Genomic DNA, 16,191 nt, shown 5'->3' on the forward strand with positions numbered 1-16,191 from the left:
ATCACCAGTCCCCCGAAGCGCCGCCGCCGCCGAAGTCGCCGCCGCCGCCGGACGAGAAGCCGCCGCCGTCGCCGCCGCCGCCCCAGCCGCCACCACCCCCGCCGCCCCAGATGATCGGCACGTCGCCACCGCGGCCGCGACGATGGCCGCCGCGAGATGCACCGATACCCATGATGCCCACCAGCACCAGCGTCAGCACCCCGGCCACGCCGGCCAGCAGTGCGCTGGTGGTGACCCACCAGCCGAGGCCGCCGGCGGCCGCGGCGGTGGCCAGCGAGCCCAGCTTGCGGCCCATCACGCCGGTGAGCACCGCGCCCAGGATCGGCACGCCCACGAAGAAGAACATGGCCAGCTCTTCCCAGTCGGGGCCGCGGTCGGTCGAGGCGCTGCCGCCGCGTTGCGACGGGGCCGGCAGCTGTTCGCCGCGGATGCGTGCGATCAGCTCGTCCACCGCGGCATTCAGGCCGCCGGCGTAGTCGCCGGCGCGGAAGGCCGGCCGGATCGAGCGCTCGATGATCTGCCGCGCCGCGAGGTCGGGCACCGCACCCTCGAGCGCCTTGGCCGGTGCAATGCGCACCTGCCGGTCGTCCTTGGCCACCACGATGAGCAGGCCGTCGCCGACCTCGCGGCGGCCGATCTTCCAGGCATCGCCCAGCCGCTGGGTGTAGCTGGCGATGTCTTCCGGCCGCGCGGTGGCGACGATCACCACCACCATCTGCGGCCCGGCCTCGCGCTCGAACGCGGCCAGCTTGGCCTCCAGTGCGTCGCGCTGGCCCGCGCTCAGCGTGCCGGTCTGGTCGATCACCCGCCCTGACAGCGGCGGCACCGGCTGCACGTCTTGCGCGGCGGCGCACAGCCCCAGCAGCGCGAGCCAGAGCGCGACGATGAGACGGGTCACGTGAGCGCCCAGCAGTTGCGGTGCGTCGGCCGCCGCTTACTTCGACGCGCCGAAGTCCACCTTCGGCGGCGCGCTGATCGCGGCTTCGTCCTGCACGGTGAAGTTGGGCTTGGGCTGGTAGCCGAACACCATGGCGGTCAGGTTGCTCGGAAAGCTTCGCGCCAGCACGTTGTAGTCGGCCACCGCCTTGATGTAGCGATTGCGCGCCACGGTGATGCGGTTCTCGGTGCCTTCGAGCTGCACGCGCAGATCCTGGAAGCCCTGGTTGGCCTTCAGGCTCGGGTAGTTCTCGCTCACCGCGATCAGGCGCGACAGCGCGCCGGACAGTTCGCCCTGGGCCTGCTGGAAGCGGTTGAAGGCTTCGGGGTTGTTGAGCGTCTCGGGCGACACCTGGATGGAAGTCGCCTTGGCGCGCGCCTCCACCACCTTGGTCAGCGTTTCCTGCTCGAAGCTGGCCTCGCCCTTCACCGTGGCCACGATGTTGGGAATGAGGTCGGCACGCCGCTGGTACTGGTTCAGCACCTCGGACCAGGCCGCCTTGGTCTGCTCATCCAGGCGCTGGAAGTCGTTGTAGCCGCAGCCGGCCAGCGAAGCGCTCAGCAGGACGGCAGCAAGCAGGGCGAACAAACGTCGGGTCATGGCATTCCTTTCAAGCGGGAGTCCGGACGACGGCGAGATGGGGCGCTGAGGGCGCGGCTTCAAGGCCGCAGCCTCAAGAACGGCTGGGGGCGACTGTAGCGCCGTTGCGCCCCGTTGCTTGCGTACCATCGCCGCATGCCCATCGATCCCATGACTGCGCTGCAGGCCGCTTCGCGCCCGGCCCCCGCGGCGAGCGCCGCCACCCGCAGCCTGCTCGTCATCGGCGCCGCCGGCCCGCTGGGCTCGGCCGTGCTGGAGCAGGCCCTGTCGAGCGGCCGCCATGCCAGCGTGCATGTGGCCACTACCGGCCCGCTGCAGACGGCGATGCGGGGCCTCGTGCCGCTGAACCTCGCGGCCCCGGTCCGACCGCCGGTGCCGTCAGTGGCCGCGGCGGTGGTGGTGTTCGACCGTGCCCGCGGGCGCACCGGCCGCGAGGAAGCCTTCTTCGACACCGAGCCGGCCCAGCTGATCGAGCTGGCCCGCTGGCTGAAGGCGGGCGGGGTGGACACGCTGGCGGTGGTGCTGCCGCATGCGCCGGCGATGCTGCCCGACGCGCTGCGCCACGGCCTGGCCACGCTGGCCGAGCAGGAAGTGGCGATGCTCGGCTTTCGACGCCTGCTGTTCGTGCGGCCCACGCAGTTCAGCCGCGTCGACGAAGGCGCGCTGACGCGGCTGCAGCGTTTCGCCGCCTGGTGGCTGTCGCAGCTGCAGCTCATGCTGCCCAGCCGCGAGCGGCCGGTGCGCGCCGCCACCGTGGCCGCGTTCGTGTTCGAAGTGCTGCAGCAGTGGCCTGCCCAGGAGTCCGGCACGCGGGTGGCGAGCGCCGAGGTGGTGTGCGACGCGGCCAAGCCGGAAGGGCCGGCCGCCGCCGCGGCCCGCTGGCTCGGCCCGGCGCGCGCCGATGCCACCGTTTGAGACAATCCCGCGATGCCCTCCGCTCCCATCTCCCTGCCGCCGCTGGCCAACGACACCTTCCTGCGCGCCTGCCTTCGCCTGCCCACCGACTACGCGCCGGTGTGGCTGATGCGCCAGGCCGGCCGCTACCTGCCCGAGTACAACGCCACGCGTTTGCGCGCCGGCAGCTTCATGGGGCTGGCCACCAGCCCGGCCTTCGCCACCGAGGTGACGCTGCAGCCGCTGGAGCGCTATCCGCTCGATGCGGCCATCCTGTTCAGCGACATCCTCACCGTGCCCGACGCCATGGGCCTGGGCCTGAGCTTCGCCGCCGGCGAGGGCCCGCGGTTCGCCACGCCGATCCGCGACGAGGCCGACGTGGCCACGCTGGCCGCGCCCGACCTCGACAAGCTGCGCTACGTGTTCGACGCGGTGCGTTCGATCAGGCAGGCGCTCGACGGGCGCGTGCCGCTGATCGGCTTTTCCGGCAGCCCCTGGACGCTGGCCTGCTACATGGTCGAAGGCGCCGGCTCCGACGACTACCGGCTGGTGAAAACCATGCTCTACCGCCGGCCTGACCTGATGCACCGCATCCTGGCCATCAATGCCGACGCGGTGGCTGCCTACCTCAATGCGCAGATCGAAGCCGGCGCGCAGGCGGTGATGATCTTCGACAGCTGGGGCGGGGTGCTGGCCGATGCGGCCTTCCGTCGCTTCAGCCTGGCCTACACCGCGCGTGTGCTGCAGCAGCTGAAGAAGGAACACGACGGCTTCCGCATCCCGAGCATCGTGTTCACCAAGGGCGGCGGCGGCTGGCTGGAGGCGATCGCCGACACCGGCTGCGACGTGGTGGGCATCGACTGGACGGTGAGCCTCGCCCAGGCGCGCGCCCGGGTGGGCGACCGGGTGGCGATCCAGGGCAACCTCGACCCGATGGTGCTGTTCGCCCAGCCAGAGCAGATCCGGGCCGAAGTGGCGCAGGCGCTCGACAGCTTCGGCCCGCCCCGTCAAGCCGACGGTTCCACCGCCGGCCATGTGTTCAACCTGGGCCACGGCATCAGCCAGCACACCCCGCCGGACAGCGTCTCGGTGCTGGTCGAAGCGGTGCACGAGTACTCACGCCGGCTGCGCGGCTGAGGCCGCTGAGTGGCCGCTGTGCACTGCGTCACAACCCGTGTTTTCCCTGGGAAATATTGCCAGCAGGGATTGACTTATCCCCAAAAGTAGGCAAGCGAGGCGGGCAATCGCCGGCTCCCGCGCTGCAGCGGCACCGATTCGGCGCACAACGCTAAGTTGTTGATTCATAAGGGATCGGCCGGTTGCCTAAGCAGGCAGCAATGAACCTCAACCGCAAGCGGGGCAAGCATTTAGCACGCGTATGCGCAGGTTTCCCACAAAGTTTTCCACAGCTGGAGTGGATAGCTCAAAAGCGCTGAAGAATCAGTGACTTACGGCGCATCGTTGAAGCAGCTTTGAAATTCTGTGCGTAACTCGACCCCGAACCTGCAAGCCCTGCCCACGGTCCGCGTGGCGGTCGATACGCCGCAGCACAGCGGCCTCGGCGAGCCGCTCGACTACCTGTGCGACAGCCGGCCGTTGCCGGGCAGTCTGGTGCGGGTCCCGCTGGGCCGCCGGGTGGTGGCCGGGCTGGTGTGGGACGGCGCAGGCGACGCGACGTCGGCGCCGGCCGATGCCGAACTGCGGCCGGTGGCCGAGGTGCTGTCGGAGTTGCCGCCGCTGCCGGCCGCGTGGCGCCAGCTGGTGTCGTTCGCCGCGGGCTACTACCAGCGCGGCCTTGGCGAGCTGGCGCTGGCAGTGCTGCCGCCGGAGCTGCGGCAGCTGGATGCCACCCAGCTCGCGCGACGCCTGAAGCGGCTGCGCAAGCAGCTCGCGGCATCGGGGCCGGTCGCGCCGGCGGAGGCCCCCGCGTCGCCGGACCTGAGTGCCGACCAGGCCGGCGCGCTGCAGCAGCTCTCGGCCGGCGGCCCCGGCGTGGCCCTGCTGCACGGCGTCACCGGCAGCGGCAAGACCGAGGTCTACCTGCGCGAGGCCGAGCGGGTGTTGCAGCAGGGCCGGCAGGCGCTGGTGCTGGTACCCGAGATCAACCTGACGCCGCAGCTCGAGGCACGTTTCGCGCAGCGCTTCCCGGGCCGGCGGCTGGTGTCGCTGCACAGCGGGCTCACACCGGCGCAGCGGCTGCAGCACTGGCTCGCGGCCCACCTGGGCGAGGCCGACCTGGTGCTGGGCACCCGCATGGCGATCTTCGCGTCGCTGCCGCGGCCCGGGCTCATCGTCGTCGATGAGGAGCACGACCCTTCCTACAAGCAGCAGGAGGGCGCGCGCTACTCGGCCCGCGACCTGGCCGTCTATCGCGGCCGGCTGGAAGGCGTGCCGGTGCTGCTGGGCTCGGCCACCCCGTCACTCGAGACCTGGCACAACGCCGCAGAAGGCCGCTACCGCCGGCTCGCGCTGCCGGCCCGCATCGGCGGCGGCGTGCTGCCCGCGGTGCGGGTGCTGGACCTCTCGCGCTTTCCGAAGGGCACGATGAGCGACAGCGCGATCGCGCCGCCGCTGCTCGATGCGGTGCGCAAGCGCCTGGAGGCGGGCGAACAAAGCCTGCTGCTGCTCAACCGGCGCGGCTATGCACCGGTGCTGCATTGCCCCGACTGCGCCTGGAAGAGCGGCTGCCCCCACTGCAGCGCCTGGCGCGTCTTCCACAAGAGCGACCGCACGCTGCGCTGCCACCATTGCGGCTTCACCGAGCGGGTGCCGCGTGCCTGCCCGGAGTGCGGCAATGCCGACATCCAGCCGGTGGGCCGCGGCACCGAGCGCCTCGAGGAGCAGTTGGCCGCGCTGTTGCCGGGGGCGCGTATCGGCCGCATCGACGCCGACACCACCAAGGCCCGGGGCTCGCTCGAAAGCCAGCTTGCCAGCGTGCATGCCGGCGAGGTCGACGTGCTGGTGGGCACGCAGATGGTGGCCAAGGGCCACGACTTCCGCCGCATGACGCTGGTCGCCGCGGTGAACCCCGATTCCGGCCTCTTCAGCTCAGACTTCCGCGCGCCCGAGCGCCTGTTCGCCCTGCTGATGCAGGCCGCCGGCCGGGCCGGGCGCGACGCGGGCCAGGCCTCGCGCAGCGAGATGTGGGTGCAGACCTGGAACCCGGCCCACCCGCTGTACCAGGCGCTGCAGAAGCATGACTACGAAAGCTTCGCCGCCGGCCAGCTGGCCGAGCGCCGCATGGCCGGGCTGCCGCCGTTTGCGCACCTCGCGCTGCTGCGCGCCGATGCGCGCACCCAGGAGGCGGCCCAGGCCTTCCTGCAGGCAGCCTCCGACGCCGCCGCGGAGGCCGCGCAGGAGCTGCTGATCTACCCGCCGGTGCCCACGCCGGTGCAGCGGGTGGCGAACGTGGAGCGGGCCCAGATGCTGGTGGAGTCGGCCTCGCGGCCGCTGCTGCAGCGCTTCCTCGCGGGCTGGCTGCCGCAGCTGCAGGGCCTGCGCAGCCAGCACAAGGCCGTGCTGCGCTGGGCGGTGGACATCGACCCCCTCGCGATATGAGTACACCCCCGTAGCGCCTGCGGCGCACCCCCTCAAGGGGGCGGCGCCGGCGGACCGGCAAAGCCGGATCCGCGGCGCCCGCTTGGGCGAACCGGAGCCCTACTCCACCTTGGCTTGATGCTCGAGCAGCAACGTGCGCAGCACCGAGCGGTGGCAGTGCTTCTCGTCTTCGCAGTAGCAGCCCACCGAGAAGTTCGTCGTGTGCGACAGCGCCGCCAGCAGTTCCAGCACGCGGCTGACTTCGGGCACCGACATCTCGGCCCGGTAGCGCTTCACGAACGTGGCCCAGGCGGCCGGGTTCTCGGCGGCCTGGGCCAGCTTCACCAGCTCGGCGCTGGGCGACAGGTTGGGCAGCCACACGTCGTACCAGTTCTGTGACGCGAAGTCCGCCTTGGCCACGCCGCGCGGCGGGCGGCGCACGGTACCGATGCGCAATCCTTCGTCGGGCAGGCGTTCGCTGCCCAGGCGCACGATGCGTACTGTCATGAAAAATCCCTCCGGCCGGCTCTCCTTGCGGGCGCCATCTTCGCTCAACAGCGCCCCGGGCAGGCGTGATCCGCGACAATCCCGGGTTTTCCCGTCGCCCGCGCCCCCGCTTCGCCATGTCCGCCGCCCTGCTGCAAGAAATCAACCGCCGCCGCACCTTCGCGATCATTTCGCACCCCGACGCCGGCAAGACCACGCTGACCGAAAAGCTGCTGCTGTTCTCGGGCGCCATCCAGATCGCGGGCTCGGTGAAGGCGCGCAAGGCGAGCCGGCATGCCACGTCCGACTGGATGGAGATCGAGAAGCAGCGCGGCATCTCGGTGGCCAGCTCGGTGATGCAGATGGAATACCGCGACTGCGTCATCAACCTGCTCGATACCCCGGGCCACCAGGACTTCTCCGAGGACACCTACCGCGTGCTCACCGCGGTGGACGCGGCCCTGATGGTGGTGGACGCGGCCAACGGCGTCGAAGAGCAGACGCTGCGTCTGCTCAAGGTCTGCCGCGCGCGCAACACGCCCATCCTCACCTTCGTCAACAAGATGGACCGTGAGGTGAAGCAGCCGCTCGAGCTCATGGACGAGATCGAGCGCACGCTCGGCATGAGCCTCGTGCCGATGACCTGGCCGGTGGGCATGGGCAAGGTGTTCCGCGGCGTGATGGACATCCACAAGGACCGCATGCGCGTGTTCACGCCCGGCGAAGACCGGGTGGGTGACGACGAACTGGTCCAGGGCCTGCAGAGCGATGCGCTGAAGGACCGTTTCGGCACCGAATACGAGCAGGCCGCCGGCGAGCTGGAGCTGCTGCGCGAAGCCACGCCGCCGCTGGACCGCCAGGCCTTCCTCGACGGCCACCAGAGTCCGCTGTTCTTCGGCTCGGCGGTCAACAACTTCGGCGTGCGCGAGGTGCTTGACGCGCTGGTGGACCTGGCGCCGCCGCCCGGCTCGCGCCCGGCGCAGGAGCGGGTGGTCGAGCCTGCGGAGGACAAGCTCACCGGGGTGGTGTTCAAGGTGCAGGCCAACATGGACCCGGCGCACCGCGACCGCATCGCCTTCGTGCGGGTGAGCTCAGGCCAGTTCCAGCGCGGCATGCGCCTGAAGGTCACCCGCTCCGGCAAGGAGATGCGGCCGCAGACGGTGGTGACCTTCATGTCGCAGCGGCGCGAGCTGGTGGAGCAGGCGGTGGCCGGCGACATCATCGGCATCCCGAACCACGGCACGCTGCAACTGGGCGACACGCTCACCGAGGGCGAGGCGCTGCACTTCACCGGCCTGCCGTTCTTTGCGCCAGAGAGCTTCCGGGCGGTCGAAGTGAAAGATCCGCTGCGCACCAAGCAGCTGCGCCAGGGGCTGCAGCAGCTGGGCGAGGAAGGCGCCATCCAGGTGTTCCGCCCGCATTCGCACGGTCCGATGCTGCTGGGCGCCGTCGGCCAGCTGCAGTTCGAGGTGGTGCTGCACCGGCTGAAGAGCGAATACGGCTGCGAGGCGCGCCTGGAGCCCAGCCGCTACACGCTGGCGCGCTGGATCACCAGCGACGACGAACAGGAGCTGCAGAAGTTCATCGACGCAGAAGCGTTTCGCATCGCCTACGACGTGGTGGGCGCGCCGGCCTTCCTGGCGGCCTACCCGACCGAGCTGCGGGTGGCGGAGGAGCGCGCACCCAAGATCAGGTTCCACTCGATGCGCGAGCACTCGGGCCTGGTCTTCGATTCGCACAACCACTGAGCCGGCATCGCATCGGCATCGGCATCGGCATCACGGGGCGCCGTAGTTGTAGGTGGAAGCCTGCAGCGAGCCGGCCCGGTCGGCCGTGGCGGTGAAGAGGTCGTAGGCGTGGGTGTCGGCCTCGCTGTCGTACAGCTGCGCGCCGATGCTGAAGGGGCCGCCGGCGAAACCCCAGGCGAAGGTGTACTGCAGCGTCCGCGAGGCCTTGCCCGATCGCGGCAGGGTGCCGAGCGTCGTGGTGGCCTGTGTGGCGGCATTCAGCTGCTTCATCGTGCCGCCGTCGCAATCAGTGCGGCCGGCCTGCGGCACGCAGTAGATGACGTCGCTGATCTGTTCCCACCATTGGCCGGCGGGCGGCGTGGCGCGGGCCAGGACGCCGGCATAGGCCACCCCGCTGGCCCAGGTCTGCGCGTTGCGGCCGTCGGCGTCGACCGAGTAGATCGAACCCAGCCCATGGGCGTCCTGCGAGAAAAAGAAGTAGCGGTCGCCTGCCACGGTGCCCCAATGGACAACGCTCTCATAGGCGCTGCCGTTCATGCCGCTTTCAGGGGTGGCCAGGTCGATGGGGGTGCCGCCGGCCTTGGCGACCGACCAGGTGCTCCAGGTCGATGAGGCTGCATCGCGCAGCCGCACCACCACGTGTCGCTCGGTCGGGGTGATCTGCTGGATCTCGCCGGCGCCGAAGGAGGCCAGCAGGGCATGGCCTCCAGCCGTGAGCTGGTAGAGCTTGCGACCGTCGGCAAAGTAGTGGGTGCCCCAGTCGCCCCGCGCCGACGCGGCCTGCGGCGCCTCGAACGTCATCACCCCGGCACCCAGGGCGGCAGCCTGCCCCGAGTAGGACAGCACGCGCAGGCTGCGCTGGTTGCCGCCGTCGGCCCAGACGCCGAGGTACAGCTTGCGCTCCCCGGCGAGCAGGCCGACCTGCCAGATTGCGGTGATGGCCTCTCCGCCGGCGACCTCGGTGCCGTGGGCCAGGTCGGTGTCGTACAGGCGCAGCTGGTTGCCTGTGTGCACCAGCAGCCCGAGCGCCCGGCCGTGCTCGTCGGGAAGCGCAAGCATGGCGTGCGGCAGCCCGCCGGGCAGCGCCATGGCGGGCGTGGCGGCATTCATCGTGGTGCGCACGCCGGCATAGGTGTTGTCGAGGTAGTCGTCGCAGCGGCCGTCAGGTCCTGCGGTTTCCACCACGGCCCAGGCGTCGTCACCCGCGGCGTCCAGCGGGTAGGTGTTCCAGATCCAGCAGCCGTCGGTGATGCTGGACAGCTGCTTCGGTGCAGCGTCGCGGCGGATGGCGAGGTCGAGCGTGTGCACCCGGCCCTGCTGCAGATAGAACAGCCGCGTCGTGCCCAGCTGCGTGACGCGCTGGCCCACCGGGTCCAGCCGCGTGCCGCCCACGCCGCGCGGCATGGCGGGCGAGCCGTCTGCCGCGGTCATCAGGATGCTGTGCCTGGGCATGCCCGGCCGGGCCGGGTCCACCACCGCCAGCCAGTGCCAGTAGCCCCAGTTGGAGCTGGCGACGTTCCAGAGGTAGTAGTCGGACGGGGCCTCGCCGGCCGGCGCGGCTTCGTTGTCGCTGCCGCCGCCGCAGGCGGTCAGCCACAACGTGGCCCACAGCACGGCCAGCAGGCGCGCCGCCACCCGGTTCCCCACTGCTCGATCCACCCGCAAGCCCCGAAAGTTTGCGAGGCAGTTTAGGGATTGCCTTCCTGTGGCGAACCCCCGTCGATGAGTGGTTTGTGACGTGAATAAGTAACGGACGGTAGCGGTCGCGGCCGCTCGTGCGCCGCGCGACCCGCTTCTCAGGGGGCCAGGGCGTTGGCGGTGACCCTGCGCAACGAGCCCGCAATGCGCGGGTCCGCCTGGAACAGGTCGACGATCTGCCGTGTCGTTTCCTGACTGCGGTCGACCAAGGTGGCCTGCTACATGAACGGCGACGTGATGAGGCCCTGCGCAGACAGGAGCTGCCAGCTGCGGGAGGCCGAGCCCGTGCCCGGCAGTGTTCCGAGCTGCGTGGTCTGCCCCGAAGGGACATCGAGCTGCATCAACGGCGCGCCATCGCAGTCGCTGTGTCCCGCCTGCGGCTGGCAGAAGAGCAGCGCGGCCACCTCCGGCTGCTGACTTGCATTCAGGCCCGGTTGCCACAGGATCCCGACATGTCGCGCCGGGGCGGCCAGTTGTCGCTTGCCGGAGCCGTCGGCATTGACCGACCAGAGCACTCCGGTGCCGCTGCCTCCGTGCGTCAGATAGAAGTAGCTGTCTCCTGCGGTCGCGTAGAGGTGCTGCACGTACTGGCTCGAGCCGACATCGCGTACGGGCACCTGCAGGTCCAGTGGTTCGCCGCCGTTGCGAGGGATCGACCAGATGTGCTGGTAGCCCACTGTCGAATCGCCGCTGAGCATCACGACGACGTGGTTGGCCGCCGGCATGATGCGCCAGACCTCTCCCAGCTCGAAAGTCTTGATGAGGGCGTTGCGACCGTCGGCGGTCACTCGGTAGAGCGATCGGCCGACCGAGAAATACGCAGCCTCACCGCCGCCCGCACTCTCGAAGCTGCTGAGCGCTGGAATCTCCAGGAGCGATGGCCCGATGGAGGGCGGCCCGGAATAGTCCAGCACCTGCAAGCCATTGGAGCGGAGGAACAGCCTGCGTTGTGCCGGAAAGCTCCCGATCAGCGAGCCACCGAAGGAGCTCACCTGCGTGTAGCGGGTGAGATCGGCGGTGTATCGGCGCAGTCCGGAATTCGAGTTCGCCAGGAACGCAAGGGCGGTACCTGCCTCGTCCACCAGCGGAATAAACGACCGGTGGATGCCAAGCGTGACGGCCGGCTCGTCGGCAGCCATCGAGTTGCGTACGAGGGCCCGCGTGTTGTCCGCCGTCGTTCCGCACGCGCGGTCCGGTCCGCCCGTGGTGACCAGCGCCCACGATTCCTCGGCTGCCGCTGTCAGCGGATGGACCGAGTCGATCGTGCATGCGTTGTCCACGGTCGAAAGCCGACGGGGTTCGGCGATGCTCTCAATGCCGAGGTCCTGGGTCAGAACCTTGCCCTCCTGCAGGAAGTACAGCCGCGGCTGACCGAGAGCCGTGACCCGACCGTTCGCCGGGTCGATCCGCGTCGCGGTCACCGGTACAGCGACCGCGGGCTTGCCTTCCACGTCGGTGAGCAGCAGGCTGTGCAGCGGATGTTCCGGCTGGCGCGGGTCGACGATGACGAGGCGCCGCGAGAGGCCGGCGTCGGAGGTGGCCGTGCCCCACAGGCGGTATTTCGCAGGCGAGGGTGACGGGGAGCCGGGCGACGTGACCGAGGGTGGGTTGTCCGTGCCCCCAGTGACGGTCAGCCCCCCCCGGGCTGTACGCCAAACCCCCATGCCAGCAGCGAAAAGCTCACGAAAGCCAGTGCGGTGGACGCCATGATGATGCGGGCGATGCGGCCGTTGTCGGCGCCATAGCGTTCGGCCAGCAGCGACACATTGCTGGCCGAGGGGAGGGCGGCCGCCAGGGTCAGCACCGTGAGCTGGAAGTTCGAGAGCGGCGCGCCCAGCGCGACCGCGCCCGCGCACAGCGCAAACACCAGCAGCGGGTGCAGCAGCAGCTTCACCAGCGCCACCGGCAGGAAGCGCGACACCGGGGTGCGCGTGTGCGCATGCTGGCTGGCGCGCCACAGCACTGCGCCGATGGTGAACAGCGCCACCGGCGTGGCCGCGTCGCCCAGCATCCTGACGATCTGGTGCAGCGGCCCCGGCAGTTGGAGCCCGGTGGCCGAGGCCAGTGCGCCCAGGGCAATGGACCACGGCAGCGGGTTGCTCAGGGCGCCCCGCAAGGCTCGTTTCGCCGCCGGGCCTGCGCCCTGGCCGGCCGTGCCGTGCAGCTGCGCCAGCGCGATGCACAGCGAGCTGGTCACGAACAGGTCGGCCAGCACGGTCGCGATCACCGGGCCGGCCGCGAGCGGCCCCATCAGCGCGGCCAGCAGCGGCACGCCCATGAAGCCGGTGTTCGGGAACGCGGCCACGAGCGCACCGAACGCCGCGTCCTTCAGGTGCACATGCCGCGACAGCGTGACGGCGATGGTGAAGAAGACGACCAGCAGCGCGGCAGCCAGGTACACCGCCAGCACCACCGGGTTCAGCAGCTCGAGTACCGGCATGCTGGCGCCGAAGCGGAACAGCATGCAGGGCAGCGCGAAGAACAGCACGAAGGCATTGAGGCCGGGGATGGCCGATTCGGGCAGCACGTGCCGCCGTGCGGCCAGGTAGCCGCACAGCACCAGCGCGAAGAAGGGAACGGTGACCGCCAGGATGGCCTGCATGGGCGCGCAGTATCGCAAGCCGCGCGCGGCCTGCAGCGGCGGGACGGGCGTTATGCGGGCTGCGCCCCGGCGCGTCCGGACTCCACCGTGAAGCGGGCCGCCACGGTCACCGTGCTGTTCGCGTCGTCGGGCGAATCGACCGCCAGCAGCTCGGCCTGCAGCTGCCGCTCGTCGAGAGCGAACCGCATGTAGCCGCGCTGGTCGCTGCGGCCGTAGCGGATGTGCGGGTTGAAGGGCAGCGCGCGGTTCAGGCGGGCCTGCTCGGTGCCGTGGCTGCTGATCGAGCTGCCGCAGAACTCGGTGGCCACCACCGGCGAGTCCGGCTTGTCGAAGTCGTCGTGCAGGTCGCACACGTAGTGCGCGTGCACGTCGCCGCCCAGCACCACCACATTGGGCAGATCGCGCCGAGCCACTTCGCCCAGCAAGCGCGAGCGCGCCGCCGGGTAGCCGTCCCAGCCGTCGGTCCAGTGGCTGCGGTCGCCGCTGGCCGGGTCTCGCCAGTTGAAGCGGGCCATCAGCGTCTGCTGGGCGAGCAGGTTCCAGGGGCGCGGTGCGCCCGGCGTGGCGCTGCGCCAGCTCTCGCTCAGCCAGCGCTCCTGGGCCGTGCCGAGCAGGCTGCGCTTCGGGTCGAACAGCTCGGCGCACTGGCTGGCCAGCACCGTGCTGGAGCCGCCGCGGCCGGGCTTGGGGCAGGCCTGCGGGTCGCGGTGCTGCCGGTCGTCGACTGCCAGCACCCGTGCCAGTGCGCCCCAGTCGTAGTGTTCGTGGATGCGCATGTCGGCGCCTCGCGGCCGCAGGCGCTTCGGGAACGGCATGTGTTCCCACCAGGCCTGGTAGGCGGCGGCGCGGCGGAAAGCGAAGCCGTCCTCGAGCGTCTGGGACTGCAGGGCCGCGTAGTCGTTGTCGACCTCGTGGTCGTCCCACACGCTGATCCAGGGCGCCCGCGCATGCATGCGCTGCAGCGCCGGGTCGCTCTTGTACTGGGCGTAGCGGTTGCGATAGTCGGCCAGCGTGCGCACGAGGCCGATGCCTTCGTGGGCGCGCACCCGCCCGGGCACCGGCGGGTACTCGTAGATGTAGTCACCGAGGAAGAGCACGAGGTCGAGTTCGTCCTCGGCCATCTGCCGCCAGGCGGCCCAGTGGCCGTGGTCCCAGCGCTGGCAGGAGGCGATGGAGAACCTCAGCGGCTCGACCGCGCCGGCCGCGGGCAGCGTGCGGGTGCGCCCGGCGATGCTGCGCTGGCCCAGCGCGCTGAAGCGATACCAGTACCAGCGGCCCGGCGCCAACCCCTGCGGCTCGGCATGCACGCTGTGGCCCCAGGCGGCGGTGGCCTCCTCGCTGCCGCGCGCGACGATGCGCTCGAAGCCTTCGTCCTCGGCCAGCTGCCAGTCCACCTTCACCGTTTCGGGCAGGGCTTCGCCGGTGAGGCGCGTCCAGAGCACCACCGTGCGTTCGCGCGGGCAGCCGGAAGCGATGCCCAGCGCGAAACGTTCGGTGTCGGCGGCGCGCGCATGGCGGACGAACCACGGTGCGGACAAGCCGCCGGCGGCGACGGCAAGCCAATCGCGGCGGGACAGGGCGGCCAAGGCCGGCGGCCCGCTACTTGCGCCCGAAGGCCAGCAGCACCACGCCCGCGACCACGCTGCCGACCGACAGCCAGACCGGCACGTTGACGCGTTCCTTCTCGTCGACCGACAGCTCCAGCGGACCGAGCTTGGCCGTGTGGGTTTCCTTGGTGAAGCTGAAGCCGCCGTACAGCAGGCCCAGCACGCCGGCGGCGATCAGCACGATGCCGACGATGCGTTTGAATCCCATCGAATATCTCCTTCTCGTGGCGCGGACGGTCCCTCGGCCCGTCATCGAGCGGACGATTGTGCGGGATCGCGGCGCACAGGCTCGCGAACCGGCTCAGCCGCGCAGCAGCGCCTCGGCGCGCTGCATAACCGCCGGCTCCGCCTCGGCGTTCACGCCGACCAGCAGCCCCAGCGTGCCCGGCGTTGCGCGCTGCGCCTTCAGCACACGCGGCAGCGCGTCGGCCAGCAGCTTGTCGAGGTGGGCGGCCACGGTGACGCGCTCATGCGGCCGTCCGGCGCCGCTGCGCAGCACCGCGAACTGGAACAGCGCAGAGGCGTCCCACAGCTCGAAGGCCGGGTCGTCGAGCACCGGCAGCAGCTCGGCGAAGGCGGGCATCGCGCGCAGCGTGAGCAGCAGGTCCTTGCCGCGCGGTGACTTGTCCACCACCACGCAATAGCGCAGCGGCTGACCGGCTGCGCCGAATTCGCCGGCGGCGATGCGCTCCAGCAGCTGCTGCTCCAGCTGCCTGCCCTGCTTGTTTCTGCGTTTGGCCTCGCCCATGCGGATTCCTGCGGCTCACCGTTTCATGTCAAAGGAGGCAGGATTGTTCCACGCGCGGCGAGGATGTCTGGCCCCTCGGCCGGCTTGGGAGCGGCCCGGCGCTCGGCCCCGCGTGGGCGCGCTTAGGAGCCCGAACGGATGGTGCTGATGAGATCGTGCGCCACCTTGCGGGCGAGCTGCGAGCGGGTCTCGTCGTCGAACTTCCAGTCCTTTTCGCAGCGGCCGACGTTGACCATGGGCCCGATCAGGTCGGTGCGCATCACCGGCGAGGGCACCTGCACCGGCTGGTTGTAGCGCAGCTGCCGCATGTAGGGCTCGTTCTGCGAGACCACGAAGTTGCGGATGTCGTTGGCATTGGCCACATAGGTGCGCTGGCCCAGCTCCACGCCGATCGACTGGACGCCGGAGCTGAATTCATTGAGCTCGTGGCTGCCGATCCAGACGATCTCGCCGGTCTTCACATGGATCAGCTTGGCATTGAGTTCGGTGCCGACGATCGCGCAGGTCACCTCGTGCTTGCCGCCGGTCTCGAGTGCCGCCTGCAGTGACGGGTAGCCGCTGATGAAGGTGCGCACCTTGGTTTCGCGGCGCAGGTCGGCCACGGCGCGCACGCGCTTCTTGGTGTCGAACACATTGATCTGCAGGATGTAGTCGGCCTGGATGTCGCCCGACTGTGCGGCGCGGATCACCTCGGAGATGTCGGTCAGCTCGCGCTGGTCCTCGCTGCGGGTGCGGCCGGCCGAGGCCGTCTGCATCTTTTCCTTGAACAGCGCGATCTGCGTGGTGTAGTCGACCGCATTGATCTTGCCGGCGTCGAACTTGGCTTTCAGGTCTTCGAGGACCGGGCGGGCCTCGGGCGCCACCTGGTCGAGCAGGCAGCGGTAGTTCGCGAGGTCGCAGCGCGCCGCGTCGCGCAGGTCGCGCAGCTTGGCTTCGAACTTCGAGCGGCTGATGACGCGGAAGTTGTTGCCGATGAAGACCTTCTCGATCTGCTGCTCAGCTTCGTTGAAGAAGTCCTTGGTCTTGAAGTCCTGCCCCTTCTCACCCTTGCTGGCACCAGCTTCGATGAGGCTGGCCGGCACGTTGATGACCACCGAGCTGCCGCGCTTGACGCTGTGGCTCGGCAGCTGGACCACGTTGTCGCTCAGGTTCTGCTTGCTGCGGAACTCCAGGCGCACGTCGATCACCTCGCGCTGTTCGGCCGGCAACTGCGGCATGGCCAGCTCGGGCGCGAGCTTGGGGCTGCTGGAGCAGGCGGCGAGGGTGGCGACGGCCAGGACCGTCGCGCTCATCACACTCACTGACCGTGCGGCTGCTTTCATGGGGGCCTTCCT

At 70.2% G+C, this 16,191-nt stretch carries 14 protein-coding genes; 4 read left to right on the forward strand and 10 right to left on the reverse strand.

Annotation, left to right across the window (positions count from 1 at the left end):
• Position 1: 1 nt before the first annotated feature.
• Positions 2–898, reverse strand: coding sequence for a TPM domain-containing protein (locus tag E8D38_RS06950; protein ID WP_219851672.1), 897 nt, complete (start codon positions 896–898; stop codon positions 2–4).
• Positions 899–934: 36 nt separating this feature from the next.
• The gene (locus tag E8D38_RS06955) at positions 935–1,537 is read right to left on the reverse strand and encodes a LemA family protein (protein WP_140627244.1); all 603 of its coding nucleotides are present in this window, start codon (positions 1,535–1,537) and stop codon (positions 935–937) included.
• Positions 1,538–1,672: 135 nt separating this feature from the next.
• Between E8D38_RS06955 and E8D38_RS06960 the strand changes: the two genes are divergently transcribed.
• From E8D38_RS06960 to E8D38_RS06970, 3 genes are all read left to right on the forward strand, one after another.
• Positions 1,673–2,452 (forward strand): hypothetical protein, encoded by a 780-nt coding sequence (locus E8D38_RS06960; protein WP_140627245.1) that lies wholly within the window; start codon positions 1,673–1,675, stop codon positions 2,450–2,452.
• A gap of 12 nt (positions 2,453–2,464) precedes the next feature.
• Positions 2,465–3,568, forward strand: coding sequence for a uroporphyrinogen decarboxylase (hemE, locus tag E8D38_RS06965; RefSeq protein WP_140627246.1), 1,104 nt, complete (start codon positions 2,465–2,467; stop codon positions 3,566–3,568).
• 345 nt (positions 3,569–3,913) lie between these two features.
• Entirely contained in the window at positions 3,914–5,989 is a 2,076-nt protein-coding gene (locus E8D38_RS06970; RefSeq protein WP_246099384.1) for a primosomal protein N', read from the forward strand.
• 99 nt (positions 5,990–6,088) lie between these two features.
• Here the strand turns inward: E8D38_RS06970 and E8D38_RS06975 are convergent, their stop codons facing one another.
• On the reverse strand, positions 6,089–6,475 hold the full coding sequence (locus tag E8D38_RS06975) for a DUF488 domain-containing protein (protein WP_140627248.1): 387 nt from the start codon (positions 6,473–6,475) through the stop codon (positions 6,089–6,091).
• A gap of 116 nt (positions 6,476–6,591) precedes the next feature.
• On the opposite strand from E8D38_RS06975, the gene E8D38_RS06980 reads away from it, so the two are divergent.
• Positions 6,592–8,202 carry a peptide chain release factor 3 gene (locus tag E8D38_RS06980; RefSeq protein WP_140627250.1) on the forward strand — a complete coding sequence of 537 codons (1,611 nt, stop codon included), beginning with the start codon at positions 6,592–6,594 and terminating at the stop codon, positions 8,200–8,202.
• A 30-nt stretch (positions 8,203–8,232) separates the two neighbouring features.
• Here the strand turns inward: E8D38_RS06980 and E8D38_RS06985 are convergent, their stop codons facing one another.
• From E8D38_RS06985 to E8D38_RS07015, 7 genes are all read right to left on the reverse strand, one after another.
• Positions 8,233–9,849 (reverse strand): hypothetical protein, encoded by a 1,617-nt coding sequence (locus tag E8D38_RS06985; RefSeq protein ID WP_140627252.1) that lies wholly within the window; start codon positions 9,847–9,849, stop codon positions 8,233–8,235.
• Positions 9,850–10,118: 269 nt separating this feature from the next.
• Positions 10,119–11,564, reverse strand: coding sequence for a hypothetical protein (locus tag E8D38_RS06990; protein WP_140627254.1), 1,446 nt, complete (start codon positions 11,562–11,564; stop codon positions 10,119–10,121).
• Positions 11,531–12,502, reverse strand: a complete 972-nt coding sequence (locus E8D38_RS06995) for an AEC family transporter (RefSeq protein ID WP_140627257.1) — start codon at positions 12,500–12,502, stop codon at positions 11,531–11,533. The genes E8D38_RS06990 and E8D38_RS06995 overlap by 34 nt, the downstream gene beginning before the upstream one ends.
• Before the next feature lie 50 nt (positions 12,503–12,552).
• Positions 12,553–14,088, reverse strand: a complete 1,536-nt coding sequence (locus tag E8D38_RS07000) for an alkaline phosphatase D family protein (protein WP_140627259.1) — start codon at positions 14,086–14,088, stop codon at positions 12,553–12,555.
• Positions 14,089–14,101: 13 nt separating this feature from the next.
• Positions 14,102–14,317: a hypothetical protein gene (locus E8D38_RS07005; protein WP_140627261.1), complete on the reverse strand. Its 216-nt coding sequence runs from the start codon at positions 14,315–14,317 to the stop codon at positions 14,102–14,104.
• Between the two features lie 93 nt (positions 14,318–14,410).
• A complete protein-coding gene (locus E8D38_RS07010; protein ID WP_140627263.1) occupies positions 14,411–14,857 on the reverse strand; it encodes a hypothetical protein in 447 nt (148 codons plus the stop codon).
• Between the two features lie 122 nt (positions 14,858–14,979).
• Positions 14,980–16,149, reverse strand: coding sequence for a hypothetical protein (locus E8D38_RS07015; protein WP_140627264.1), 1,170 nt, complete (start codon positions 16,147–16,149; stop codon positions 14,980–14,982).
• Between the last annotated feature and the right edge of the window lie 42 nt (positions 16,150–16,191).

It is taken from the genome of Methylibium rhizosphaerae (assembly GCF_006386545.1).
Taxonomy (GTDB): Bacteria; Pseudomonadota; Gammaproteobacteria; order Burkholderiales; family Burkholderiaceae_C; genus Pseudorivibacter; species Pseudorivibacter rhizosphaerae.